Raw genomic sequence first — 23022 nt, 5'->3', positions numbered from 1 at the left:
GAATCAATGACGTACTCGGACGAACTCTCCATCGCCGTCGAGGCCGGCCGCGCAACGGTCCGGCCCGGCGATCGGCTCACGTACACCACGACCGTGCGCAACCTCGGGGCCGACGCCACTCCCGCGCTCGACGTCAGCCACACGCTGGCGCCGGGGCTGGTGCTCGTCTCCGACGGGCTGCACTGGACGAGCCGGATCCCCGCCAAGGCGGACGCCCGGTTCACGGTCACCGTCGACGTGGCGCGGGAGCCGGGCGCGCGGCCGCTGACGGTCACGGCGTGCGTCACGCGGGCCGGTGACGGCACGCCGCTGGTGTGCGCGTCCGGCTCGGCCGCGGTTCAGGCCGGGGCGCCCTTCTGGTGGGGCGCCGCCGGGGTGCTGGTGGTGCTGGTGGTCGTCGCGCTGCTGGTCGTGCTGCGTATGCGCTATCCGTTCGACCGGTTCCGGTGATCAGTCTTCGTAGAAGACCCGTTCGACCACGGCCCTGGCCCGGCGGGTGGTGCGCCGGTAGTCGTCGATGAAATCCTCCGAGCCGTCGTGCGGGTAGCCCAGGGCCCGCGACACCAGGGCGCGTTCGCGCACGACGCCCGGGATCGAGTCGGCCGAGCGGCCCTTGACCAGCATGATCGCGTCGCGGACGCGGGAGGCGAAGCGCCAGGCGTCGGCGAGCGTCTGCTCGTCGGAGGCGTCCAGCAGTCCCTCGCCGACCGCCGAGCGCAGGGTGTCGAGGGTGCGGGTGGTGCGCAGCGCGGGCACCGCCCCGGCGTGGCGCAGCTGGAGGAGCTGGGCCACCCATTCGACGTCGGACAGGCCGCCGCGGCCCAGTTTCGTGTGGAGGGTCGGGTCGGCGCCGCGCGGCAGCCGTTCGGCCTCCATCCGGGCCTTGAGCTTGCGGATCTGCAGCAGCGCGTCGGGGGCCAGGCCCTCCTCGCGGTAGCGCAGCGGGTCGATCAGGGCCGTGAACTCGGTGCCGAGGTCGAAGTCGCCCGCGCAGAAGCGGGCCCGCAGGAGGGCCTGGGCCTCCCACGGCGACGACCAGCGTTCGTAGTAGGCGCGGTAGGAGGAGATGGTTCGGACCAGCGGGCCCTGGCGGCCTTCGGGGCGCAGGCCCGCGTCGACGGCCAGCGGCGGTTCGGGCGTCGGGAGGATCAGCAGGCGGCGCAGCTCCTCGGCGACCGCGTGGGCCGCGTCGGTGGCGTCCTTCTCCTCCACGCCCGGGAGCGGGGCGTGCACGAACATGACGTCGGCGTCGCTGCTGTACGAGCACTCGAAGCCCCCCAGCCGCCCCATCGCGATGACCGCGATGCGGGTCGGGAGCTCGCCCCGGCGTTCCTCGGTCACCTTCCTGACGGCCGCGTTGAGCGCGCCCTCGATGGTCGCGTCGTTGAGCTCCGACAACGCCTGGCCGACGCCCTCGATGTCGAGGTGGCCGCCCAGGTCGGCGCAGGCCACCCGGAACAGCTCCCGCCGCCGCAGCGCCCGGACCGCCGCCACCGACGACTCGGCGTCCTGGCCGTAGCGGGCCACGGCCGCGTTGGCCTCGGCGTGCAGCGCCTCGACGGGACGGACGGCCAGGTCGGCGGGCGAGCCGAGCATGGCCACCGCGTCGGGCGAGTGCTGGAGCAGCGTCGTGACGTAGCGGGAGGTGCCCAGCAGGCGGGCCAGGCGTTCGGCCACGGCCGTCTCGTCGCGGAGCAGCCGCAGGTACCACGGGGTGGTGCCGAGCTTGTCGCTGATCTGGCGGAAGCCGAGCAGGCCGGCGTCGGGGTCGGGGGCGTCGGCGAACCAGCCGAGCATGACCGGCAGCAGCGTGCGCTGGATCGCCGCGCGCCGGGAGACGCCGCTGGTCAGCGCGCTGATGTGGCGCATCGCCCCGGACGGGTCGGCGTAACCGAGCGCCTCCAGCCGCACGTGGGCGGCCGAGGTCGACAGGCGCGCCTCCTCGGAGGGCAGCCGCGCGGCGGCCTGGAGCAGCGGCCGGTAGAAGAGCTTCTCGTGCAGCCGCCGCACTTCGAGCGCGTGGCGCTTCCAGGTCGTGGTGAACTCGCCGACCGGGTCGGTCACCATGCCCAGGCCGCGCCCGATCCGGCGCAGGTCGGCGCTGTCGGAGGGGACGACGTGGGTGCGCCGCAGCCGGTGGAGCTGGAGCAGGTGCTCGACGTGGCGCAGGAACGAGTAGGCCTCGGCCAGCGCCTTGGCGTCGTCGCGGCCGACGTAGCCGCCGCGCGACAGGGCCGCCAGGGCGGGCAGGGTGGCCTTGCGGCGCAGCAGCGGGTCGGTCCGGCCGTGCACGAGCTGGAGCAGCTGCACCGCGAACTCGATGTCGCGCAGCCCGCCCGGCCCGAGCTTGATCTGCCGCTCGGCCTCCGAGACCCGTACGTGGGCCTCGACCCGGCGCCGCATGGCCTGCACGTCCTCGACGAAGTTCTCGCGGGCGGCGGCCTCCCACACCAGGTCGTTGACGAGCTCGACGTACTCGGCGCCGAGTTCCATGTCGCCGGCGACCGGCCGGGCCTTGAGCAGGGCCTGGAACTCCCAGGTCTTGGCCCAGCGGCGGTAGTAGGTCAGGTGGCTGTCGAGGGTGCGGACCAGCGGGCCCATCTTGCCCTCGGGGCGCAGCCCGGCGTCGACCTCCCACAACGAGCCCTCGGGGGTGCTGGTCGTGCAGGCCCGCATCATGGCCTGGGCCAGCTTGGTGGCCGCCTTCAGGGCGAGCGCCTCGTCGACGCCCTCCTTCGGCTCGGCCACGAAGACGACGTCGACGTCGGAGATGTAGTTGAGCTCGCGGGCGCCGCACTTGCCCATGCCGATGACGGCCAGCCGGGCCTGCTCCCAGCCGGGGGTCTCGGCGCGGGCGATCGCCAGAGCGGCGTCGAGCGCGGCGGCGGCCAGGTCGGACAACTCGGCGGCGATCTCGGCCAGGGTCAGCACGCCGGTGACGTCGAGCCCGGCCAGGTGGAGCAGGCGGCCCCGGTAGGAGGCGCGCAGGGCGTCGAGGGCGTGCTCGCCGGCGGCGACCGGCTCGGGCTCCGCCGGGTCGGCGCCGACGGCGAACAGCAGCTCCTCGCGGTGGCTGAGCGGCTCTTCGGGGTCGGGGCCGGTGACGTGTTCGGGGTGGCGGACCACGTGGTCGCCGAGGGCGGCGCTGAGGCCGAGCACCCGCAGGAGGCGGCGGCGCAGGCCGGGGTCGGCGCGCAGCGCGCCCAGCACGCTCGGGTCGCGTTCGACCAGCCGGCTCAGCGAGGTCAGGGCGAGGTCGGGGTCGGCGGCGGAGACCAGATCGTCGAGGAGGTCGAAGTCGGCGACGGCCTCGGGCCCGAGCGCGTCCAGCAGCCGTTCGGCCCTGGCGCCATCGGCGAATCCGAGGCGGGCCAGGCGCCCGGCGGTGGTCTGCATCCGGAACGCGGCGTTCACCGGTCCTTCCTCCGCCTCGATGTCCGCGACGTCAATGCGCAATGGTCTTCCTTTTCCAGGAGGAATCCTCGCGACACGACCACTTGACTCGTTACCCCGCGTTTCTCGGTTTCATGGCCGTGTCGCAAACTTTCGCACACGGTAACCCCACGGCTTGTGCGTCGTCGTTAGTGGTTTCGGACCGTAATCGAGCCACTACGCGCGTTTTCCGCGACGACCGCCGCGAACGCCTCGGCCAGCGGCCTCCACGAGGCCACCAGACCAGCTTCGGCCGCGCTGACCTGCTCGTTCAACTCTGCGGCCTGGCGTGTTGTCAATTCCGTCGTCCATTGCTCGAAAATGGCCGGAGTCGCCTCGGGGTGGAATTGCACCCCCCAGGCGTTGGGCCCGATACGGAACGCCTGGTGGGGATACCGCGTCCCGGTGGCGATCAGGACCGCGTCGTCCGGAAGGACCGTCATCGCGTCCTGGTGGTATTGGATCGCCGGGACCGGGCCGGTCAGGTGCCGGAAGAGCGGATCGTCCGCCATCGGCACGATCTGGCCGAGCCCGACTTCGAGCCCGTTGTCGCCGCGGACCACCTGACCACCGCAGGCGAGCGTCATGAGCTGGGCCCCGAGGCAGATGCCCAGGGTCGGCACCTCCCGCTCGACGGCGGTGCGCAGCAGCGCCCGCGTGGCAGGCAACCACGGATAGTTGGCGTCGTCCCAGGCCGACGCCGCGCCGCCGAGGACGAGCAGGCCGTCGCCGGGCTCCTCCGGCAGGGCCTCGCCCAGGTAGGGCCGGTACACCACCACGTCACCGAGCCACCCGGCGAAGTACCCCAAACCGGCTTCGGCCTCGTGCTCGATCACGGTCACGCGCGCACTCACCCCAGAAGCATAAACACGCGTGTTCGTGGGACAGGATGGCGGGATGTACGTAGAGAACGTCCCTGTGCCCGGCGGGGAACTGCGCCTGGCCCGGTTCGGCGAGGGGCCCCGCCTGATCATCGCCGTGCACGGCATCACCGCCTCCCTGATGGCCTGGGCGGCCGTCGGCGAGGCCCTTCCCGAGGGCTGGACGCTGGCCGCGATGGACCTGCGCGGCCGGGGTCACAGCCGCGACGTGCCGGGGCCGTTCGGGCTCCAGGCGCACGCCGACGACGTCGAGCGCGTCGCCGCCCACCTGGGCGCCGACGAGACGACGGTGCTGACCGGCCACTCGATGGGCGCCTACGTGGCGGCGCTGCACGCCGCCCGGCGGACCTACGCGAAGACGGTGCTGGTCGACGGCGGGCTGCCGCTCCCCCTGCCGCCCGGCCGGGACGTGGACGAGACGCTGGAGGCGACGCTCGGCCCCGCCCTCTCCCGACTTAGCCAGATATTTCCCGATGAAGATTCTTATGTCGCCTTTTTTCAACAACACCCTGCCTTGCAGGACTGGTCCCCGGCGATCGACCGCTATGTCCGTTACGACGCGCTTCCCGTCGAGGGCGGGGTCAGGTCGCGCGCGGTCGAGGAGGCGGTGCGCGCCGACGGCCGCTGGCTGCTGTCGGAGACGGCCGCCATCGGCGCGGCCCTCCATGCCATCGGCCACCCGTTGTCGCTGATCAGAGCCCCGCGCGGGCTGCTGAACCAGGACGTCGGCCTGCTGCCCGACGCCCTCGCGGCGGCCTGGCGGGCCGAACTGCCGGCGCTCGCCGACGAGGTGGTGCCCGACTGCAACCACTACACCCTCGCGTTCGATCCCCGGTGTGTGCGGGTTCTGGTCGAGCGCCTCACCGATATACGGCAATAGCCATTTCTGTTGCGCGCGGCGGGAAATTTCCTGAAACTGTGGCTGGCGCCAGGCTTTCCGGATCACTTGACGGGATTCCTATGCTTCCTGAGCACGATCTGACCTCCGACCTCGCGGCGACCCTGGCGCGGCTCACGGAGGAGGTCGGACGGGAGCACGAACGCGCGGCCCACCGCGAGCAGATCATCGACCGGCTGCACGCCGAGAACCAGGAACTGCGTCACGGCCTGCTCCAGGAGGCGCTCGCCCCGGTGCGCAACGGCCTCTACCGGCTGCACGACACGGTCACCCGCGAGGCCGCCCGGCTGGAGCCGGGCCATTCGCGCGCCCTGCTGGCGGCCATCGCCGAAGAGGTCGCCGAGGTGCTGGCCCGGACCGGCGCCGACCGGATCGAGGTGGCCGAGGGCGACGTCTACGACCCCGCGCTCCACCGCCCGGCCGGCACCGCCGAAGGGCCGCCGAACACGGTCGTGGGCGTGGTCAGCGAGGGGTTCCGCTCCGGGGAACGGGTGCTGCGCAAGGCGGGGGTCGTCATAGGAAAAGAGGAGATCGACTGATGGCCGTGCACGGCATCGACCTGGGCACCACCTATTCCTGCATCGCGAGCGTCGACGACGTGAGCCGGCCGACGGTCCACCGCAACGCCGAGGACGCCGACACGACCCCCTCGGTGGTCTTCTTCGAGACGCCCGAGAACGTCGTGGTCGGCCAGACCGCCAAGGACAGCGCGGTCCTCGAACCCGACCTGGTGGTCAGCCGCATCAAGCGCGACATGGGGCTCGACGTCACCCGGACCATGCACGGGCGGCCGTACACGCCCGAGGAGATCTCGGCGTTCGTGCTGCGCAAGCTGGCGGCCGACGCCGAGATGGCCACCGGTTCCCGCGTCGAGGACGTCGTGATCACCGTCCCGGCCTATTTCGGCGCGGCCGAGCGCGACGCGACCCGCAAGGCGGGCCAGATCGCCGGGCTCAACGTGATCGACATCATCTCCGAGCCGATCGCCGCCGCGATCACCTACGGCGTGCTCAACCCGGGCGAAGACTGCCGGATCCTCGTGTACGACCTGGGCGGCGGCACCTTCGACACCACGGTCATCACCCTGCGCGACGGCGACATCGAGGTGGTCTGCACCGACGGCGACCACGAGCTCGGCGGCGCCGACTGGGACGACCGCCTGGTCGAGCTGCTGGCCGAGCGGTTCCGGCTGGAGCACCCCGACGTGACCGACCCGCTCGACGACAAGCAGACCGAGCAGCAGTTACGCCGCGACGCCGAGGAGCTGAAGAAGTCGCTCACCTCGCGCACGAAGCACACCGTCCGGGTCATGCACGACGGCCGGGTCGCCAAGGCCGAGGTGTCGCGCGAGGACTTCGAACGCCTCACCCGCGACCTGCTCGACCGCACCGTCGAGATCACCCGCCGGACGTTGGCGACCGCCCGGTCGAAGGGGGTCGACTCGTTCGACCACCTGGTGCTGGTGGGCGGCTCGGCGAAGATGCCGGCCGTGGCCGAGACGCTGGCCAAGGAGCTCGGTGTGCAGCCCCGGCTGCAGGACCCCGACCTCGCGGTGGCCAAGGGCGCGGCGCTCTACGCCTTCGAGGAGACGTACCGGAGACTGCTGGCGGGCGGAGCCCGCGAACAGGCCGAGGAGATGGCCGCCCGCGCGGGCCTCAGCTCGGGCGAGCAGCAGCGCATCGCCGGGCGCACGATCAAGACCGTCGCCTCGCGGGCCTTCGGCATCAAGGCCGTCTCGGTGAACACCCGCCGCGAGTACGTCGCCCATCTCGTCCAGGCCAACGACCCGCTGCCCGCCGACGTGACCGAGGGCTTCGCGACCCTCGACGACTACCAGACCCGGGTCGCCATCGAGGTGATGGAGCAGGCCGGGGCCGAGGCGTCGGAGGCGGTCGAGGACAACAACCGGATCGCCGAGGGCGACCTGGCGATCCCGCCGGGGAAACCGGCCGGGTTCCCGATCGAGGTGACGTTCACCCTCGACACCTCGGGGCTGCTGCACGTCACCGCCCGGGAGCACGAGACCGGCCAGGAGCTCAGCCTGAACGTGCAGATCGGCGGAATGACGGAGGAGGACGTCGCCGAGTCGCGGGCGAGCCTGTCGCACCTGACGGTCAGCTGACCCCGCGATGCCCTTCGACGAGGCCCGCTACGTGCGGGAGGTGCTCGATCCGGCCCGCGCGGCGGGCGCTCCGCCCGACGACCTCCTGGTCCGGTACGCCCTGGGCGCCGACCTGGCCGACGTCGGCGCCACCGTCAAAGCCGTGCGGCAGTGCTGGCGGCGGCAGCGCGGCCAGCTGAAGTTCCGGCGGCTCGTCGACCGGCTCGAAGCCGACCACGCGCGGCTGGCCCCCGTCTTCGACGCGGCGGCCGGCGGCGACCTGGGACCGCTGCGCGGCGCGCTCGCGGAGGCCGGGGAGCGCGACCGGGCCCGGCGCGAGGAGGCCCGCCGGCGGCTCGACGACGCGGCCGGGAGGTTGCGGATGGTCACCCCCGAGGTGGCCGAGGGCATCGCCCGCTCCACCGGCTGCGACCTGCGCCCGCTGGCCCACGAGCTGGGCGTCGCCGTCGAGGAGCCCGAGGCGCTGGCGACCGGCTCGCCCTACGCCGCCTACGACCGGGTCCGCGACGCGCTCGACACGCTGGGCGTGCGCCACCTGGCCGCCTTCGTGCTCGGCGACGCCGGGCCCTACCGGGTGCTGCGGCCGGTCAGCCTGCCGCTCGCCGCGGTCGAGGCCGACTGGCGGCGCCGCACCCGGGGACCGTGGACGACCGCGGCCGACACCCTGCTGACCGCGCTGAAGTCCGACCCGGCGGCGCTGATCCGCCACGACCTGGTGACCCGGTTGCGCGAACGGGTGCGCGAGCACCCCTACGACGACACCCTGCTCCGCTACGCCGTCGACGACCTGGGGCTCGAATCGGGCGAGGCACGTCGGCTGGTGTTCGCGGTCAGGCAGGAGACCGGGATCGCGGGCGGACCGGCGGCGCGGCTGCGGGAGCTGGCCGACGCCGGGGAGATCCACGCCGCCGCCGACCTGGCCGCCACCCTGACCGACCTCGACGGGCCCGCCGCAGAGCTGGCCGCCGAGATCCGGGCCCGGCTGGCCGCCGCCGAGGCGTTGCGAGACAGGGCGCTGGCCGCCGCCGACTCCGACGAGGCGTGGCTCGCGCTGGCCGACGCGCTGCGCCGGGTGCCCGACCTCCCCGGCGCGGCCGACCTGCAGCGGCGGCTGGCCCCGCTGCCCGCCCAGGAGGTGACGGCCACGGCCGACGACGCCTCGGTGGTCGTCACGTGGCGGCCGTCGGGGTCGAAGGCGGGCGAAATATCGTACGAAATCTTGAGAAACGGCCTGCCCATCGACGGCGGCGAGCCCTTCCGCGTGACCGACCCCGCCCCGCCGATCGACGAGCCGGTCGTCTACGGCGTGGTGGCCCACCGGGGCACGGCCGCCGCCCGCGCCGTCACCGCACCGGCCGTGACCGTGCGGCCCGAGGTCGCCGACGTGCGGGTGCGGGCGGGCGACGGCCTGGTCACCGGCGGCTGGACGCGGCCCGCCGCCGCGGCCGGGGTCGTGGTGACCCGCGACGGCACGCCGATCGAGATCGACGGCGACGGCTTCGCCGACCGGCGGGTGCGCAACGGCACCGGCTACGTCTACCTGGTCAAAGCGGTCTATTCCGGTGGGGTCACGACGCCCGGGGTGCGCGCCCGCGCCACCCCGCACGCCCGGCCCGTGCCGGTCGCCGAGTTCACCGTCGAACCCGCGCCCGACGGGCAGGTGCTGCTGCGCTGCGCGCCGCCGCCCGCCGGTCACGTGGAGTTCCGGCTGCTGGAGTCAGCTCCCCCGTGGCCCTACGGCACGACGGTCTCGCTCGCCGAGGCCCGCGCCACCGGCCGTGCCCTGGCGGTGCTGCCCGCCCCCGACGGCCACCTGGTCAGGGCCGCCTCGGGGGTGCTGCTGGCGCTGACCGTGGCGGGCGACCTGGCCACGATCGGCGGCACTCGCGAGCACGTCAACCTGACCCCGCCGCGCTCGCTGACCGCCGAGCGCCTCGGCCGGGCCGTGCACGTCGGGCTCGACTGGCCGGCCGACGTGCCCGAGGTCGAGGTGGTGGTGAACGGGACGGCGACGCTGGTCAGCGCGGCCTCCTACCGGGCGCAGGGCGGGATCCGGCTGGACGTCGCCGAGGACGAGCCCGTCACGGTCGAGGTGGTGCCGACGGCGCTGGTGGGCGGGGTGCGGCTGCGCGGGCCGGGCCTGTCGCGGTCGCTGGAGGCGGCGAGCCCGGTGCGGTACGACCTCTCCCGGACCGGCCCGTTCTGGCGGCGGCGGCTGGTCGTCGAGGTCGACGCCGATCGGCCGGTCACGCTGGCCCGGCTGGCGCTGGTGCTGCGACCGGGGCGGGTGGAGCCGCTGGCGGAGGACCAGGGCGTCGTGCTGGCGGAATGGACCGGCGTGCGCACCCCGGCCCGGTTCGAGACGGCCGCGCCCCGGCGGGCGAAGCCGTACTGGCTGAAGTGCTTCGCGGACGACGGCGTCGAGCTGGTCGGCCCGCCGGTGCGACGGCTCAAGGTGGGGTCATGATCACCTGCCCCTACTGCTTCGCCAAGGTGGCCGAGGACCGGATCGCGTTCCGGTGCGCCGGGGGGTGCGAGCCGGTGGCCGACGAACTGCTCGGCAGGCTGCGGGGCGGCGCTCCCCCGTCGTTGCCGCCGGTGTTCCAGGTGCGGCGGCCGGGCCGCCGGGCCGACTGCCCGACCTGCGGACGCGACACCGGGCGGCGGGTCTGCCCCGAGTGCCACAGCGGGCTGGCCGCCGAATACTGCGCCAACCCCGGCCGGATCGTCGCCTTGGTCGGGGCGAAGGGGTCGGGCAAGAGCACCTACATCGCGGTGCTGCTGCACGAGCTGATGAACCGGGTCGGCGCGGAGCTCGACGCGTCGCTGGTGCCGTGCGACGACCGCACGATCGAACGCTACCGCCGCGACTTCGCCCGCCCCCTGTTCGGCGAGCACCGGCTGCTGCGGGCCACCCAGTCGGCGGTGACCGACACCCTGCGCGACCCCCTCGTCTACCTGCTTACCCGGACGGTGAAGGGCCGGTTCCGCAGCCGCCGGGCCGCGCTGACGCTGGTGCTGTTCGACACGGCGGGCGAGGACCTGCGCAGCCGCGAGGTGACCGAACGGCACCTGCGCTACCTGCGGGCCTCCGACGCCGTGGTGTTCCTGGTCGACCCCGCCTCGCTGGAGAAGCCGTCGGACGACCCCGACAGCGACCCGGTGAACGTGATCGCCCGGGTGACGGAGCTGCTGCGTACCGGAGACGGGCCGTTGAGGATCCCCGTGGCGGTGGCGCTCAGCAAGGCCGACGCCCTGCGGCGGGAGCCCGGCTCGGCGCTGCACCGGTCGCGGGTCCCGTCGGGGGCCTTCGACCTCGACGACCACGAGGGCGTGCACGAGCAGGTCCGGGCGCTGCTGGAGGGCTGGCAGGCCGGCGGGCTCGACCGCTACCTGCGGCAGAACTACGCCGACTTCGCGTTCTTCGCGTTGTCGTCGCTCGGCGAGGTGCCCGGGGAGGCCGAGGTCGGCCCCGGCGGCATCCGCCCCTATCGGGTGGAGGATCCGCTGTTGTGGCTCCTGCACCGGTTCAAGATGCTCGACGGCGTGCGGAGGTAGGTCATGGCCTGGCAGCTCCACTACACGTCGGCCGAATCGGGGCCCTCGGGCCGTTCGGGGTTCCAGATCACCGCCGAGACGCCCGGCGTGCCGCCGGTCTTGCGGGAGCGCAGCGCGCCCTACCTGGTCTACCAGCCGCCGCCCGACGCCCCGCTCGCGCCGACGCCTGAGGAGATCGCGGCGCTGCCGGTCTCCATGGCCTACGGGGGCGGCCTGCTCGCCCGGTGCGTCTACCTGGGGCAGGACTATTCAGGACGGTACGGGAACTTCCTGGCGCACGCCGTGCTGCTCGGCGAGGGCGAGCTGGTCGGGCTGCGGCCGATCGAGTTCTGGGAGGCCGATTGGTGGGCGTCCGCGCCCGCCGACGGTCCGGAGCTGCCCGTGCTGGAGCCGGCGCCCGGTCCGGTCCTCGACCCCGAGGGGCTGGTGGCGTGGCTGGCCGCGCTCGGCCCGGACGCCTACGTGCGGCTCGGCGGGCTGCTGGAGGCGGTGCGGCTGTTCCTCACCCGGGGGCACGGGCGGCTGGTGCTGGTCGGCGCCGACGTGGCCGAGGTGGTGCGGTGGATCGCGGTCGTCTCGTTCTCGTTGCCGTGGGCGTCGGCGATCCGGTTGTCGTTCGTGACGTACACGGCCGACCCGGCCTCCTCCGGCCAGGTCATCGCCGGGACCACCCCCGACGTGTGGATCCCGCCCGACGTCGACGCGACCGTGATCCGGCTCGACGAACCGCCCGCGCCGGTGCGGACCGGGCGGTTCGCCGGGACGGTCGCCGGGTTCTGGCGGCGCGGCGACCTCGACGGCCTCGACGCGCTCGGCGAACTGGGCGACGACCCCGAGACGGCGGCCGCGCTGCTGGCGCTCTGCCGGGGCGACCACACCGTCTCCCCCGAGGAGCAGACCGCCGTCGCCCGGCTCTCGGCGGCCGGCCTGCCCGACTGGGCGTGGCAGCGGCTGGCGTCCCGGGCCGGGCTGCTGACCTACGACCTGGCCGCCGCGGTGGCCGTGCACGCCGCCGAGGGCGCGGCCCGGTGCGTGTCGCTCGCGCTGCGCGACCCGGCACTGCCCCTTCCGGTACGGCTCCCGCCCCCCGGCCACGCCTCCGCGCTCGGCGCCGAGGCCACCGCCGCGTTGCGGGCGGCCCTCACCCCCGCCCAGATCGCCGGGATCGTGCGGGTGGCCGACGCCTGCGACCTGCCCGTCGACGCGGCCGAGGTGGAGTCGGCGGCGGCGCGGGCCGTGCCGGGCGACCAGGAGGAGGCGGCGGCCGAACTGGCCCGCGTGCCCGCGACCTGGCGCGAGGCGATGACCGCCGGCTACGTGGCCGGGCTGGAGGCCGCCCCCGGCGAGGTGAGCGCCACCCTGTGCGGCCTGCTCGCCGGAGCCGGCCGCGACTGGCGGCGCGCCCCCCGCACGGGCGTGGCGGTGCTGCGCTGGCAGACCCTGCACGGCGGCCGCGACCGCGTCGAGACCACGGCCGAGCTCATGGACCGCGCCTACGACGGCTTCCGCGAACAGGCCCTCCCGTCGATGTGGACCACCCAGCCCACGCCGGGCGAGATCGGCCGCCTGGTCGACCTGCTCGGCCCCCGCATGGACGCCAGCCCCACCCTGGGCGAACTGCCCGGCCGCGCGTTCGTGAAGGCGGGCCTGTCCAGCGGCGAGGCCCTGGCCCTGGCCGAACGCGTCCGCGACGGGCTGCCCGGCTTCCCCGCCGACGACGCCGAGGCGACCCTGATCGCCGCCCGCCTCCCCGCGGCCCCCACGCCCGTGGAGGCCGCCACCGCCATCGACCGCCTCACCGACCTCACCCGCGAGGGCAACGCCGAACTCGCCGAACTGACCCGGGCCACGGCCGCCAAGGTCCTCGCCACCCGCGACCCCCGCTTCCGCTCGACGGTCGCCAAGGCCGTCACCGACGCGACCCGCCGCTGGCTGATCCCCGAATGGCTCAAACCGCGCCGCAACCGCGACCAGCAGATGGCCCTCCTGGAGATCGCGATCAGGATGCGCGTCGCCGGGGTGATCGAACCCCGCCTGGACGCCTGGGCCCGCTCCGAGGTCAACAACTGGACCCGCTTCGGCTCCATGGAGGCCCGCTTCAAACAGGACGCCGAACTGGCCGCCGGCCTGCGGGAACTGGCCGGACAGCGGAGACGGCTGTTCGGGCGCGGAGAACGGTAGATGTGGTGGCTCGTCCTCGTGGGCTTCTGGCTCGTCGCCATGTGGGCGGCCTTCGCGTTCGTCTTCCCGGTCGTCTTCGCGGCGACCGTGGTGGTGGCGGTGCTGGGGGCGCTGGCGGCGTACTTCGCGACGGCCGCCCGCGTGCTGCTGCCCGACCAGGGGGTACGCGGCCCGCCTGAGGGAGCCGAACCCGCCTACCGCCACTACCTGGTCTCCCAGGTCTGGCACGACTGGTGGTCGGTGCTGGCCGGCGCGGTCCCGGTCGTCGACGGGCGGGTCCGGCGGGTCGTGCGCGCCCTGACCAAGCTGCTGATGTCGGACGAGCGCCGCTACGTGCTCTTCCCGCTGTGGCTGGCCGTGGTGGCCGGCCTGCTGGCCGCGCTGCTCCCGCTGAGCGTGGTCGCGCTGCTGGTCACGGCCGCCTACCTGGTGACGGCGGTCACGGGCCTGCTGGCGTGGCTGGCGTTCGTCGGGGTGCTGCGCGGGGCCGAGCAGTCGGTCATGCTGCTGCGGCGCATCCTCCAGGCGTGCCCCTACCCGGGCTGTTACGCCCGCATCGCCCGGCCGATCTACGCCTGCCCGTCGTGCGGCGCCCAGCACCGGGCCCTGCGCCCCGACCGGAACGGCGCGTTCCGGCACGTGTGCCGGTGCGGAGCCCGGCTGCCCACGACGATCCTGCTCGGCCGCCACCGCCTGCGGGCGTTGTGCCCCCACTGCGGCCGGACGTTGCCGGGGAAGATCGGCAAGGTGCGGGTCGAACCGGTCCCCCTGGTGGGCGGCCCCGACGCCGGGAAGACGACCTTCCTCGCGGTGGCCGTCGACGCGCTGCGCGAGACGTCCGGGGCCCGGTTCGTCGACCAGGGGGACGAGCAGACGTTCCTCCGCCTGCGGAACCAGCTGGCGGCCGGGACCATGACCAAGACCGGCACCCAACCGCCGAAGGCCGTCATCCTCGACGTGTCCGCTCGCATCCTCTACCTGTTCGACCCCTCGGGAGAGCACTACACGGGGGCCAGCCGGGTGGAGGCGATGGGATACCTGGCGCACGGCGAGGCGATGGTGCTGCTCATCGACCCGTTCGCGCTGCCGGCCGTCCAGGACAGCCTGGTCCCGGCCGACCGCGAGCTGCTGGCGGCGGGCGGCGTGGTGCCGTCGCGGGAGGACCCGGCCGACACGGTGCACCGGGTCCGCAACGAGCTCTCCTCCCGGGCCGACGGAGGCCACCAGCGGCGGATCGCGGTCGTGGTGACCAAGGGCGACCTCCTCGACCGGACAACGACGGGCCAGGGGGCCGCCGCCGACCCCCGGGCGTGGCTGACGACGATGGGGATGGGGAACCTGGTCAGGGACCTGGCGAACCGGGGGTCGGAGGTGCGCTACACGACGTCGGGGCTGCCGCCGAAACCCGACGAGATCGCGGGGCTGGTGACGTGGCTGACCGGGCTGACCGGCGAGCGGAAGGCGGATGGTGCGGCGGGGGAACCGTGGCGGCCCGGGTCCCGCCCGGCGGGCCGCCCGCCGCTGAGCTACACGGTGGTGCGGCGGCTGCTGTTCGCGGCCAGCGCGCTGCTGAGCGCGGGCGCGGTGGCCGCCGCGATCCTCTGGTTCACCACCAGAACATGATCGAATGGCAGGGATGTCCCCCTCCCTCGCGCACGCCTCCCTGCTCGGCCTCGCCCTCGGCGACGCCTTCGGCTCCCAGTTCTTCGTCCCCGCCAACCGCCCCCACCTGTCGGCCCGTACACTCCCCCCGGCCCCCTGGCAGTGGACGGACGACACCGAGATGGCCTGCTCGGTCGTCGACGTCCTGACCAGAAGAGGCGCCGTCGACCAGGACGACCTCGCCGACGCCTTCGCCGCCCGCCACGACTTCGACCGGGGCTACGGCCCGGCCACCAACCGGCTGCTGCGCCTGGTGAGAGAGGGTGGCGACTGGCGCGAGCTCGCCACCGGCCTGTTCGACGGCACGGGCTCCTGGGGCAACGGCGCCGCGATGCGCGTCGCCCCGCTGGGCGCCTGGTTCGCCGGCGACCCGGCCAGAGCAGCCGCGGAGGCGGCCTTGTCCGCCGAGGTCACCCATGCCCACCCCGAAGCGGTCGCGGGGGCGGTCGCCGTGGCCGTCGCGGCGGCGCTCGACCCGTCGCTCCCGCCGGGACGTTTCCTCGACCAGGTCATGGCCCACGTCGCGCCGGGCCTGGTCCGCGACGGCCTCGCCGAGGCGCGGCAGCTGCTCACGATCGCCGACCCGGGCCTGGCCGCCCGGATGCTCGGCAACGGCCGCCGGGTGACCGCGCACGACACGGTCCCGTTCACGTTGTGGGTCGCGGCCCGGGAACGCGGCGACTTCGAACGGGCCATGTGGACGACGGCCTCGGCGGGCGGCGACGTCGACACGACGTGCGCGATCGTCGGCGGCATCGTCGCGGCCGCACCGCAGGTCACGCTGCCGCCCAAGTGGTTGAGCCGCCGCGAACCGCTGCCCGGCTGGTTGCGGCCGGCCCGCAAATCCTGAAAAGGCCGGAGTCGCACGACTTTCTTCACTTTAGTCACGTACACCCGAATAGGCTCCCCCGCATGAATGCGACCAACGCAGCCGGCTTCTGGAGCTACACACACCGCGACGACCAGGCCGAGGGCGGCCGCCTGCTCCGCCTCGCCGAGAGCGTCCGCGAGGAGTACGCCCTCCTCACCGGCGACGACCTGGAGATCTTCGTCGACCGCGAGGGCATCGAGTGGGGCGACGAATGGCGTCAGCGCATCGATCAGGCACTGCAGTCCACCACGTTCTTCATCCCGATCATCACCACCCGCTACCTGCGGAGCCACGAGTGCCGCCGGGAACTGCTCCGGTTCGCGGGGAAGGCCGAGAGCCTCGGCGTGAAGGAGCTCTTCCTGCCGATCGTGTACGCCCCCATCCGCCAGCTCGACACCGGGGAGGACGACGACGAGATCGTCGCGCTGGTCCGCCGCACCCACTTCCAGGACTGGCGCGAGCTCCGCCTCCTCGACGAGAACTCGGCCGCCTACCGCGCGGCCGTGCACGCCCTGGCGGGCCGGCTCGTCAGGATCGCGGAGAACCTGCAGGAGAACCCGCCGGCCCTGCCGACCCCTGAGGAACTGGCCGGCGACGCCTGGGCGGGCGAGGGCCCCGGCATCGTCGACGTCATGGCCGAGGCCGAGAAGGCCGTGCCGGCGTGGGCCTCGACCATCGACGAACTGCGCACGACCCTGACCGAGCTGGGGGTCGTGGTGACGCCGATGGCGGCCCGGATCCAGGAGAGCGACCAGGCCGGCCACGGCTTCGCCGGGCGGCTCGCCCTCCTGCGGGAGTTCGCCGACGAAATGGACCCGGTCGCCGATCGGCTGGTCGCCGTCTCGACCCGGTACGCCGACCAGGTCGTCACCATCAACCCGGCCATCCTGGCGGCCATCCGCGAGTACGAGCAGGACTCGGGCACCGCGACCCCGGAGGAACGGGCGTCGTTCGTCAAGGTCATGCGCGAACTGGCCGACACCATGCAACCGGCCGTCGCCGGCCTCGACGAACTGCTCCGCAACCTCGACGGCGCCAAGGGCATCAGCCGCGACCTGGCGAAACCGCTCGGAAAGATGAGCAAGGCGCTCAGCTCGCTGCAGGACTCCAACGGCCTGATCAGCCAGTGGGTCATCCGCTGAACGCCTATAACGGAAATCAGCTGATTAAGCTGGAGAAATGGAGGATGAGTACGACTCGATCAGCGAATTATGCGTCCTCGAAGACTACGGTCAGGCCCGCCTCAAAGTGGACGCCCTGATGGAGAAGTACCCCGACGACCCCAACCCCGTCCTCCTCTCGGCGCACGTTCACATCCTCCAGGGCGACCCCCGCGCCGCCCGCGCGGCGATCGACCGGGCGATGATCGTCTCCCCCGACCTCCGGGCCGACCACCTCGCCCTCGCCTCCTGGACGTTCCGCCTGCTGGGCGACGTCACCCAGGCCATCTCCTACGGCCGCCGCGCGGTCGAGCTCGATCCCGACGACCCGATGGCCAACCAGGCGCTGGCGAAGGCCTACGCCGCCGACCCCGCCCGCGACCTGCTGCTCGAAGCGGAGCACCACGCCGAGAAGGCGGACGAGCCGGTGCCCGACGAACCGGTGGAGAAGCCCCGCTCCTGGACGTGGGCCGCGGCCCTGACGGCCGTCGTCGTCACGTTGACCTGGATCCCCGTCACGAAGTGGCTGGGCGGCCTGATCGAGGACCTGCTGGGCGTCGACCGGCCCCCGGACCGGTCTCCCCTGGCAGGGGTCGTGATCATGGCGGCCCTGACGGCGGCCGGGTTCCTGGGCTTCCGGGCTTTCAGGATCCGGCGCGGCGGCGACAGAGTCGGCGCCGCCGTGCAGCGCTGGCGGGCCGTGTCCCGTGAGCTCCACCTCACGCTCCCGGGCCGGCTCGCCATCGCGGCGAACGTCCTGGCGGCCTGGCTGTGCTTCCTGCCCTTCGCCGCCACGATGTGGCTCGGCTTCCCCGTGCTGGACGAGGGGCGGCCGCCCTCCCCCGGGGCGGCGGCCGCCGCCGGGGGTGTCGTCGCCGCCCTGGGCCTGCTCGTCTGGCTGGTCGTGCGCTGGTGGCTCGGCCCCGGGCAGACCTGGCGGTTCCTCACGGCAGGCTGGGCGCTACGCGTCTACCTGCCGGTCACCGCCGGCCTGATGCTGACCGCCATCGTGATGGCGGCCGCACAGGTGACGAACGAACGCGCGTGGCTCGTCGTCACCCTGCTCCACGTCGCCTGGTTCGTGGCGGCGTTGGTGCCGATGCTCACCCGGCATCAGAGGACCGGCAGGTAGCGTCCCAGCTCGAACTCCGTCACCTGACGCCGGTACTCGCGCCACTCCGACCGCTTGTTGCGCAGGAAGTAGTCGAACACGTGCTCCCCGAGCGTCTCGGCCGCGAGCTCCGAGTGCTCCATCGCCGTGATCGCCTCGTCGAGCGACTGCGGCAGCGGGTGGATGCCCAGCGCCCGCCGCTCCCCCGAGGTCAGCGCCCACACGTCGTCTTCGGCCCCCGCGGGGATGTCGTAGCCCTCTTCGATGCCCTTCAGCCCGGCCGCCAGGATCATCGCGTACGCCAGGTAGGGGTTGCACGCCGAGTCGAGCGAGCGGAACTCGATGCGGGTCGAGCCGCCCTTGTGCGGCTTGTACATCGGCACCCGCACCAGGGCCGAGCGGTTGTTGTGGCCCCAGCAGATGTAGGAGGGGGCCTCGCCGCCCGCGCCCGCGATGGCCTCGGTGTCGCCCCACAGCCGCTTGTAGGAGTTGACCCACTGGTTGCACACGGCGGTGATCTCGGCGGCGTGCTTGAGCAGGCCGCCGATGAAGGAGCGGCCGACCTTGGAGAGCTGGTAGTCGGAGCCGGGCTCGTAGAAGGCGTTGCGGTCGCCCTCGAACAGCGACATGTGGGTGTGCATGCCGGAGCCGGGGTATTCGGTGAACGGCTTGGGCATGAACGAGGCCCAGACGCCCTGTTCGAGCGCGACCTCCTTCATGACCAGGCGGAACGTCATGATGTTGTCGGCGGTCGACAACGCGTCGGCGTAGCGGAGGTCGATCTCCTGCTGGCCGGGGGCGCCCTCGTGGTGGCTGAACTCCACGGAGATGCCCATGGCCTCCAGCATCATGATCGCGTTGCGGCGGAAGTCGTGGCCGGCGCTGTGGGGCGTGTGGTCGAAGTAGCCGCCGTCGTCGATCGGCTCGGGCCTGACGCCCTTCTCGGGGCGGTTCCTGAGCAGGAAGAACTCGACCTCGGGGTGGGTGTAGAAGGTGAAGCCCATGTCGGCGGCCCTGGCCAGGGTGCGCTTGAGCACCCAGCGGGGGTCGGCGTGCGACGGGGAGCCGTCGGGCATCAGGATGTCGCAGAACATCCGGGCCGCGCCCGGGGTCTCGCTGCGCCACGGGAGGATCTGGAAGGTCGACGGGTCGGGCTTGGCGAGCATGTCCGACTCGTAGACGCGGGAGAAGCCCTCGATGGCCGAGCCGTCGAAGCCGATGCCCTCGGCGAAGGCGCCTTCGAGCTCGGCCGGCGCGATGGCCACGGACTTCAGGAAACCGAGGACGTCGGTGAACCAGAGCCGGATGAACCGGATGTCGCGCTCTTCAAGCGTGCGGAGGACGAATTCCTGCTGGCGGTCCAAGGCGACTACCTCACGAAAGTTCCAGGTCTGGACACCTACCAGTGTGCCCCTTGTGTGTTTCACATACGTTACGCACCTGCCGTGAGGACACCCCGTCGCGCCTCAGGGACAACCGGCGAACGCTCACCTACCGTGTCATCTTATGACCCCTGAGCTGCGCATACCTTCGGTTGCGGCCGTTCTGGCCCCGCTCGCGTACGGCCTCCCGCCGGTCCTCGGAGAGCCCGTCGTCTGCGACACGCGGGCGCTGGGGGCCTGGGCGGGGCTGTACGGGTTGTCGATCTCCGCCCGGCCGCAGCGCCTGGCCGCGCGGGTGCTGCCGGGCAACGAGCTGCTGGCCCGCTGGATCACCTGGCAGCTGGCCTACGACGACTGGTGCGACGAGGGCACCGGCAGCCGCGACACGACCGTGCTCGACCAGATGCAGGGCCGGCTGCGCGACGCCGCCCGGACCGGCAGGGGGACCGACGAGCCGCTGGTGGCGGCGTTCGCCGACCTGTGGCGGGTAACCGCGCCCGACATGAGCCCGGCCTGGGAGCAGCGGTTCACGGCGCGGATGGAGGCGCAGGCGCAGGCGTGCCGGATGCAGGCGGTGAACCGGTCGATCGGGCGGGTGCCGTCGGCCGGGGAGTACCCGTCGCTGCGGCGGGACGTGTTCGCCGGCCCCGGCGCGGAGATCGTCGAGGGCTGCCTGCGGATCGAGGTGCCGGGCCGCCTGCACGCCACGCCGCCCTGGCGCACGCTCGTGGAGGCGATGGTCGACGTGGCGGCCTGGTGCAACGACGTGGCCTCGCTCGGCAAGGAGCGCGGCGACCCGCACAACTACCTGCGGGTGGCGGCCTCGCGGATCGGGGTGCCCGCCCCGGCCGAGTGGGTGGCCGACCGGATCGCCGAACGGGCCGAGGATCTGACCGACGCGGCCAAGGCGCTGCCCGAGGCGTACGCGGAGCTCGGGGTGCCCGACGAGGTCGAGAAGGTGGCCGCGGCGCTGTTCGGCGCACCCCGGGCCTATCTCGAATGGCTGCTGGAGTCCCCGCGCTACCAGTGAAGATCTACGTAACGTAATCACCGCGTGTCTCTATGTATCCGGCATGAGGCATGCGCGACGCCGTAAGAGGCGCGGGGTGGTGTTCGCCGTGGCGGCGCTGGTGGCGGCGGCGGTGTTCGTCCAGCTGACCGGGCCGGTCTGCGCCTCGCCCGACCGGCGGGGGCGGGCCTACTTCTACGAGACCCGAACGCCGGGGAACTGCTCACTGCCCGGCACGGCCATGCTGGTGGCCTCGGTGTCGACGGCCGAGTACGCCGGGTCGGCCGCCTGCGGCGGCTATCTCGACGTGACGGGGCCGACGGGCACGGTCAGGGTGCTGGTGGTCGACCGCTGCCCGGCCTGCGGCCCGGGTGATCTCGACCTGTCGGCGGAGGCGTTCATCAGCATCGCCGATCGCGACGACGGCAGCGCCGCCATCGCGTACCGCGAGGTCCGCGACCCCGACCCGGCCCGGCGGCTGGCGTTCCGGGTCAAGCCGGGCTCCACCGTCCACTGGGCGGCGCTCCAGGTGCTCGACCACGGCAACCGGCTGGCGCACGTGCGGGTGCGCAGCGGCCCCCACTGGCGTGACCTGCGCCGGGGAGCCGACAACTACTGGGTGTTCCCGGGCGAGCCGGGGCCGGGGCCCTTCACGCTGCGGGTCTCCGACGTGTACGGCGGCGAGGCCACGATCGCTGGGATTCTGCTGCGGCCGGGCACGACACAGCGCTTCTCCCAGCGCCTCTACGGCACGCCCCCGCCGAGGGTCCGGACCATCACCACCCCGTCTGACAAACAGTCACCCGATTCGCCGGAGATCTGCTGAACTTTCCCTCTCCAGGCCCCGTCTCAGAAGCCGTGGAAGAGACCCGGCCGCGCTGGATGCGGCTGCCCGACCGGGCGGCCCGGATCTGCGCGGCGGGCGCCGCGGGCGCCGCGATCCTCCTGGTGGTCGCCGACCTGGCGATCGGCGAGCGGCTGCCGGGGCCCGGCGGGCCGCTGCCGGTCAGCCCGCAGGACGTGATGGGGCTGGCCTTCCCGGTCTTCGGGGCGCTGCTGGTGCAGCGGCGGCCGAAGCTGGTGATCGGCTGGCTGCTGGCGCTGGGCGGGCTCGGCGCGGCGGCCAGCGCCGCCTCGGCCGACCTGGCCGCGCTGCTGGTCCAGAGCCACCCGCTGGCCGCGCCGCTCGGCGTGTTCTCCCACGGGGTCTGGAACCTGACCACCTACGCCCTCGGCGTGCTGCTGCCGATGCTCTACCCGACCGGGGCGCTGCTGTCGAAGGCGTGGTGCTGGCCGGGCGGCTTCGCGGCGGTCGTGCTGGCCGCCGAATGGGTCACGCCGGGGACCGGGGTGCTGCCGCCGCTCGTCACCGCGGCGCTGGTGCTGGCGTTCTCCTCGCTGGTGATCAGGTTCCGGCGGGCCGGAGACGACGAGCGGCGGCAGATCCTCTGGCCGCTGCTGGCCATCGCCTGCCTGAGCGTGCCGTGGATCATCGGCGGGTCGCTCTGGTGGATCACCGCGATCACGATCCCGCTGATCCCGGCCGCGATCACGCTGGCCGTGCTGCGCTACCGGCTGTTCGGCATCGACACCCTGATCACCCGCGCGCTGGTCGGCGCCGGGATGGTGACCGTGTTCGCCTCGGCCTACGTGCTGGCGGGCACCGCCTCCAGCCTGTTCGTGGCCGAGGTCGACCGCTACTTCGGCCTCGTCGTGGCGCTGGGGGCCGGGGTGTTCTTCCACCCGATGAAGCGGGTGCTGCACCGGCTGGCCGACCGGGCCCTCTACGGCACCCGCGGCGACCCGATCAGCCTGGCCGCCGACCTGCGCCGGCGGCTTCAGCAGAGCGATCCCGTCCACGGGCTGCTGGCCACCCTGGAGACGATCAGGGAGGGCCTGGCGGTGACCGGGGCGGCCCTCGACCTCGACGGCGCCCGCACCCAGTGGGGCGAGCTGCCCGTGGTGGCGCGCCGGGTCGACCTGGTGTGGCACGGCGAGCCCGTCGGCACGCTGCTCATCGGGCCGCCGGGCCGCCGCCGGTTCCCGGCCGCCCACGACGAGCGGGTGATCGCGGGGCTGACCCCGTACATCGCCGACGCCGCGCACACCATGCGGCTGACCACGGCCCTGCGCCGCTCCCGGGAGCGCATCCTGACCGCCCGCGAGGAGGAGCGCCGCCGCCTGCGCCGCGATCTGCACGACGGCCTCGGCCAGACCCTCAGCGCGATGGCGATGCGCATCACGATGGCCCGCATGAGCCTCAGCCGCAGCCCGGAGACCGCCGACACCCTGCTCGCCGACCTGCGCTGCGGCATGGACGCCGTCTCCGGCGACATCCGCGTGCTCGTCCACGGCCTGCGCCCGCCCGCCCTCGACGACCTCGGCCTGGCCGGCGCGATCAAGGAGCTGGGCCCCGGCGAGCTGGTCGTCGACGGCGACCTGACCGGCCTCCCGGCGGCGGTCGAGGTCGCCGCCTACCGCATCGCCCAGGAGGCGCTCACCAACATCCGCCGCCACGCCGCCGCGACCCGCTCCTCGATCAGTCTCAGCCGGGGCTGCGACCTGGTCGTGGAGGTCCGCGACGACGGCCGGGGCCTGCCCGCCGACGCGCGGCCGGGCGTGGGCCTCGCCTCGATGCGCGAACGCGCCGCCGAACTGGGCGGCACCTGCGAGGTGCGCGGCTCGGCCGAGGGCACCACGGTCACCGCCCGCCTCCCCCTCTGAAAACCCTTCTTCCGTTACGGCTCCGCCCGCC

17 protein-coding genes are annotated in these 23022 nt (G+C 73.5%); 14 read left to right on the top strand and 3 right to left on the bottom strand.

Annotation, left to right across the window (positions count from 1 at the left end; all coding sequences use genetic code 11):
- The first annotated feature begins 6 nt into the window (after window positions 1–6).
- The gene (locus AW274_RS37620; RefSeq protein WP_062443665.1) at window positions 7–450 is read left to right on the top strand and encodes a DUF11 domain-containing protein; all 444 of its coding nucleotides are present in this window, start codon (window positions 7–9) and stop codon (window positions 448–450) included.
- On the opposite strand, the gene AW274_RS37615 is transcribed toward AW274_RS37620, so the two are convergent.
- Together AW274_RS37615 and AW274_RS37610 are read right to left on the bottom strand one after the other, a co-directional pair.
- Complete coding sequence (locus tag AW274_RS37615; RefSeq protein ID WP_062443765.1) at window positions 451–3396, bottom strand: bifunctional [glutamine synthetase] adenylyltransferase/[glutamine synthetase]-adenylyl-L-tyrosine phosphorylase; 2946 nt, start codon at window positions 3394–3396, stop codon at window positions 451–453.
- A 185-nt stretch (window positions 3397–3581) separates the two neighbouring features.
- Window positions 3582–4274, bottom strand: coding sequence for a type 1 glutamine amidotransferase (locus AW274_RS37610; RefSeq protein WP_232320685.1), 693 nt, complete (start codon window positions 4272–4274; stop codon window positions 3582–3584).
- A 55-nt stretch (window positions 4275–4329) separates the two neighbouring features.
- On the opposite strand from AW274_RS37610, the gene AW274_RS37605 reads away from it, so the two are divergent.
- From AW274_RS37605 to AW274_RS37560, 10 genes are all read left to right on the top strand, one after another.
- A complete protein-coding gene (locus tag AW274_RS37605; protein WP_062443659.1) occupies window positions 4330–5193 on the top strand; it encodes an alpha/beta hydrolase in 864 nt (287 codons plus the stop codon).
- A gap of 80 nt (window positions 5194–5273) precedes the next feature.
- Window positions 5274–5750, top strand: coding sequence for a nucleotide exchange factor GrpE (locus AW274_RS37600; RefSeq protein ID WP_062443656.1), 477 nt, complete (start codon window positions 5274–5276; stop codon window positions 5748–5750).
- The gene (locus AW274_RS37595; protein ID WP_062443653.1) at window positions 5750–7333 is read left to right on the top strand and encodes an Hsp70 family protein; all 1584 of its coding nucleotides are present in this window, start codon (window positions 5750–5752) and stop codon (window positions 7331–7333) included. The genes AW274_RS37600 and AW274_RS37595 overlap by 1 nt, the downstream gene beginning before the upstream one ends.
- A gap of 7 nt (window positions 7334–7340) precedes the next feature.
- Window positions 7341–9800, top strand: coding sequence for a hypothetical protein (locus AW274_RS37590; protein WP_062443649.1), 2460 nt, complete (start codon window positions 7341–7343; stop codon window positions 9798–9800).
- Entirely contained in the window at window positions 9797–10891 is a 1095-nt protein-coding gene (locus tag AW274_RS37585) for a TRAFAC clade GTPase domain-containing protein (RefSeq protein WP_062443636.1), read from the top strand. Before AW274_RS37590 ends, AW274_RS37585 begins: the two co-directional genes overlap by 4 nt.
- Before the next feature lie 3 nt (window positions 10892–10894).
- Complete coding sequence (locus tag AW274_RS37580) at window positions 10895–13072, top strand: GAP1-N2 domain-containing protein (RefSeq protein WP_062443634.1); 2178 nt, start codon at window positions 10895–10897, stop codon at window positions 13070–13072.
- Entirely contained in the window at window positions 13073–14695 is a 1623-nt protein-coding gene (locus AW274_RS37575) for a TRAFAC clade GTPase domain-containing protein (RefSeq protein ID WP_062443631.1), read from the top strand.
- A 4-nt stretch (window positions 14696–14699) separates the two neighbouring features.
- The gene (locus AW274_RS37570) at window positions 14700–15584 is read left to right on the top strand and encodes an ADP-ribosylglycohydrolase family protein (RefSeq protein ID WP_062443628.1); all 885 of its coding nucleotides are present in this window, start codon (window positions 14700–14702) and stop codon (window positions 15582–15584) included.
- Between the two features lie 62 nt (window positions 15585–15646).
- Entirely contained in the window at window positions 15647–16747 is a 1101-nt protein-coding gene (locus tag AW274_RS37565; RefSeq protein WP_062443624.1) for a toll/interleukin-1 receptor domain-containing protein, read from the top strand.
- 37 nt (window positions 16748–16784) lie between these two features.
- Complete coding sequence (locus tag AW274_RS37560) at window positions 16785–17897, top strand: tetratricopeptide repeat protein (RefSeq protein WP_062443621.1); 1113 nt, start codon at window positions 16785–16787, stop codon at window positions 17895–17897.
- Here AW274_RS37560 and glnA2 read toward each other — a convergent pair.
- Complete coding sequence (gene glnA2 / locus AW274_RS37555; protein ID WP_030450535.1) at window positions 17879–19240, bottom strand: gamma-glutamylpolyamine synthetase GlnA2; 1362 nt, start codon at window positions 19238–19240, stop codon at window positions 17879–17881. The genes AW274_RS37560 and glnA2 overlap by 19 nt on opposite strands.
- Before the next feature lie 142 nt (window positions 19241–19382).
- Between glnA2 and AW274_RS37550 the strand changes: the two genes are divergently transcribed.
- Genes AW274_RS37550 through AW274_RS37540 form a run of 3 tightly spaced genes read left to right on the top strand, consistent with a single transcriptional unit; the run spans window position 19383 to window position 22991 of the window.
- Window positions 19383–20288 (top strand): terpene synthase family protein, encoded by a 906-nt coding sequence (locus AW274_RS37550; RefSeq protein ID WP_062443618.1) that lies wholly within the window; start codon window positions 19383–19385, stop codon window positions 20286–20288.
- A gap of 43 nt (window positions 20289–20331) precedes the next feature.
- Window positions 20332–21093, top strand: coding sequence for an expansin EXLX1 family cellulose-binding protein (locus AW274_RS37545; RefSeq protein ID WP_157520936.1), 762 nt, complete (start codon window positions 20332–20334; stop codon window positions 21091–21093).
- A gap of 32 nt (window positions 21094–21125) precedes the next feature.
- Complete coding sequence (locus AW274_RS37540) at window positions 21126–22991, top strand: sensor histidine kinase (protein ID WP_062443611.1); 1866 nt, start codon at window positions 21126–21128, stop codon at window positions 22989–22991.
- The last annotated feature ends 31 nt before the right edge of the window (window positions 22992–23022 follow it).

Source organism: Herbidospora daliensis (assembly GCF_001570585.1).
Lineage (GTDB): Bacteria > Actinomycetota > Actinomycetes > Streptosporangiales > Streptosporangiaceae > Herbidospora > Herbidospora daliensis.
The sequence above is the reverse complement of the archived record's forward strand: the minus strand, read 5'-3'. Positions and strand labels throughout refer to the sequence as shown.

What these genes read in the sequence shown, in the direction of transcription:
- AW274_RS37620 (WP_062443665.1), top strand. Translation starts at nt 7, where the DNA reads ATGACGTACTCGGACGAACTCTCCATCGCCGTCGAGGCCGGCCGCGCA.
- AW274_RS37615 (WP_062443765.1), bottom strand. Translation starts at nt 3,396, where the DNA reads ATGCAGACCACCGCCGGGCGCCTGGCCCGCCTCGGATTCGCCGATGGC.
- AW274_RS37605 (WP_062443659.1), top strand. Translation starts at nt 4,330, where the DNA reads ATGTACGTAGAGAACGTCCCTGTGCCCGGCGGGGAACTGCGCCTGGCC.
- AW274_RS37600 (WP_062443656.1), top strand. Translation starts at nt 5,274, where the DNA reads ATGCTTCCTGAGCACGATCTGACCTCCGACCTCGCGGCGACCCTGGCG.
- AW274_RS37595 (WP_062443653.1), top strand. Translation starts at nt 5,750, where the DNA reads ATGGCCGTGCACGGCATCGACCTGGGCACCACCTATTCCTGCATCGCG.
- AW274_RS37590 (WP_062443649.1), top strand. Translation starts at nt 7,341, where the DNA reads ATGCCCTTCGACGAGGCCCGCTACGTGCGGGAGGTGCTCGATCCGGCC.
- AW274_RS37585 (WP_062443636.1), top strand. Translation starts at nt 9,797, where the DNA reads ATGATCACCTGCCCCTACTGCTTCGCCAAGGTGGCCGAGGACCGGATC.
- AW274_RS37580 (WP_062443634.1), top strand. Translation starts at nt 10,895, where the DNA reads ATGGCCTGGCAGCTCCACTACACGTCGGCCGAATCGGGGCCCTCGGGC.
- AW274_RS37575 (WP_062443631.1), top strand. Translation starts at nt 13,073, where the DNA reads ATGTGGTGGCTCGTCCTCGTGGGCTTCTGGCTCGTCGCCATGTGGGCG.
- AW274_RS37570 (WP_062443628.1), top strand. Translation starts at nt 14,700, where the DNA reads ATGGCAGGGATGTCCCCCTCCCTCGCGCACGCCTCCCTGCTCGGCCTC.
- AW274_RS37565 (WP_062443624.1), top strand. Translation starts at nt 15,647, where the DNA reads ATGAATGCGACCAACGCAGCCGGCTTCTGGAGCTACACACACCGCGAC.
- AW274_RS37560 (WP_062443621.1), top strand. Translation starts at nt 16,785, where the DNA reads ATGGAGGATGAGTACGACTCGATCAGCGAATTATGCGTCCTCGAAGAC.
- AW274_RS37550 (WP_062443618.1), top strand. Translation starts at nt 19,383, where the DNA reads ATGACCCCTGAGCTGCGCATACCTTCGGTTGCGGCCGTTCTGGCCCCG.
- AW274_RS37545 (WP_157520936.1), top strand. Translation starts at nt 20,332, where the DNA reads ATGAGGCATGCGCGACGCCGTAAGAGGCGCGGGGTGGTGTTCGCCGTG.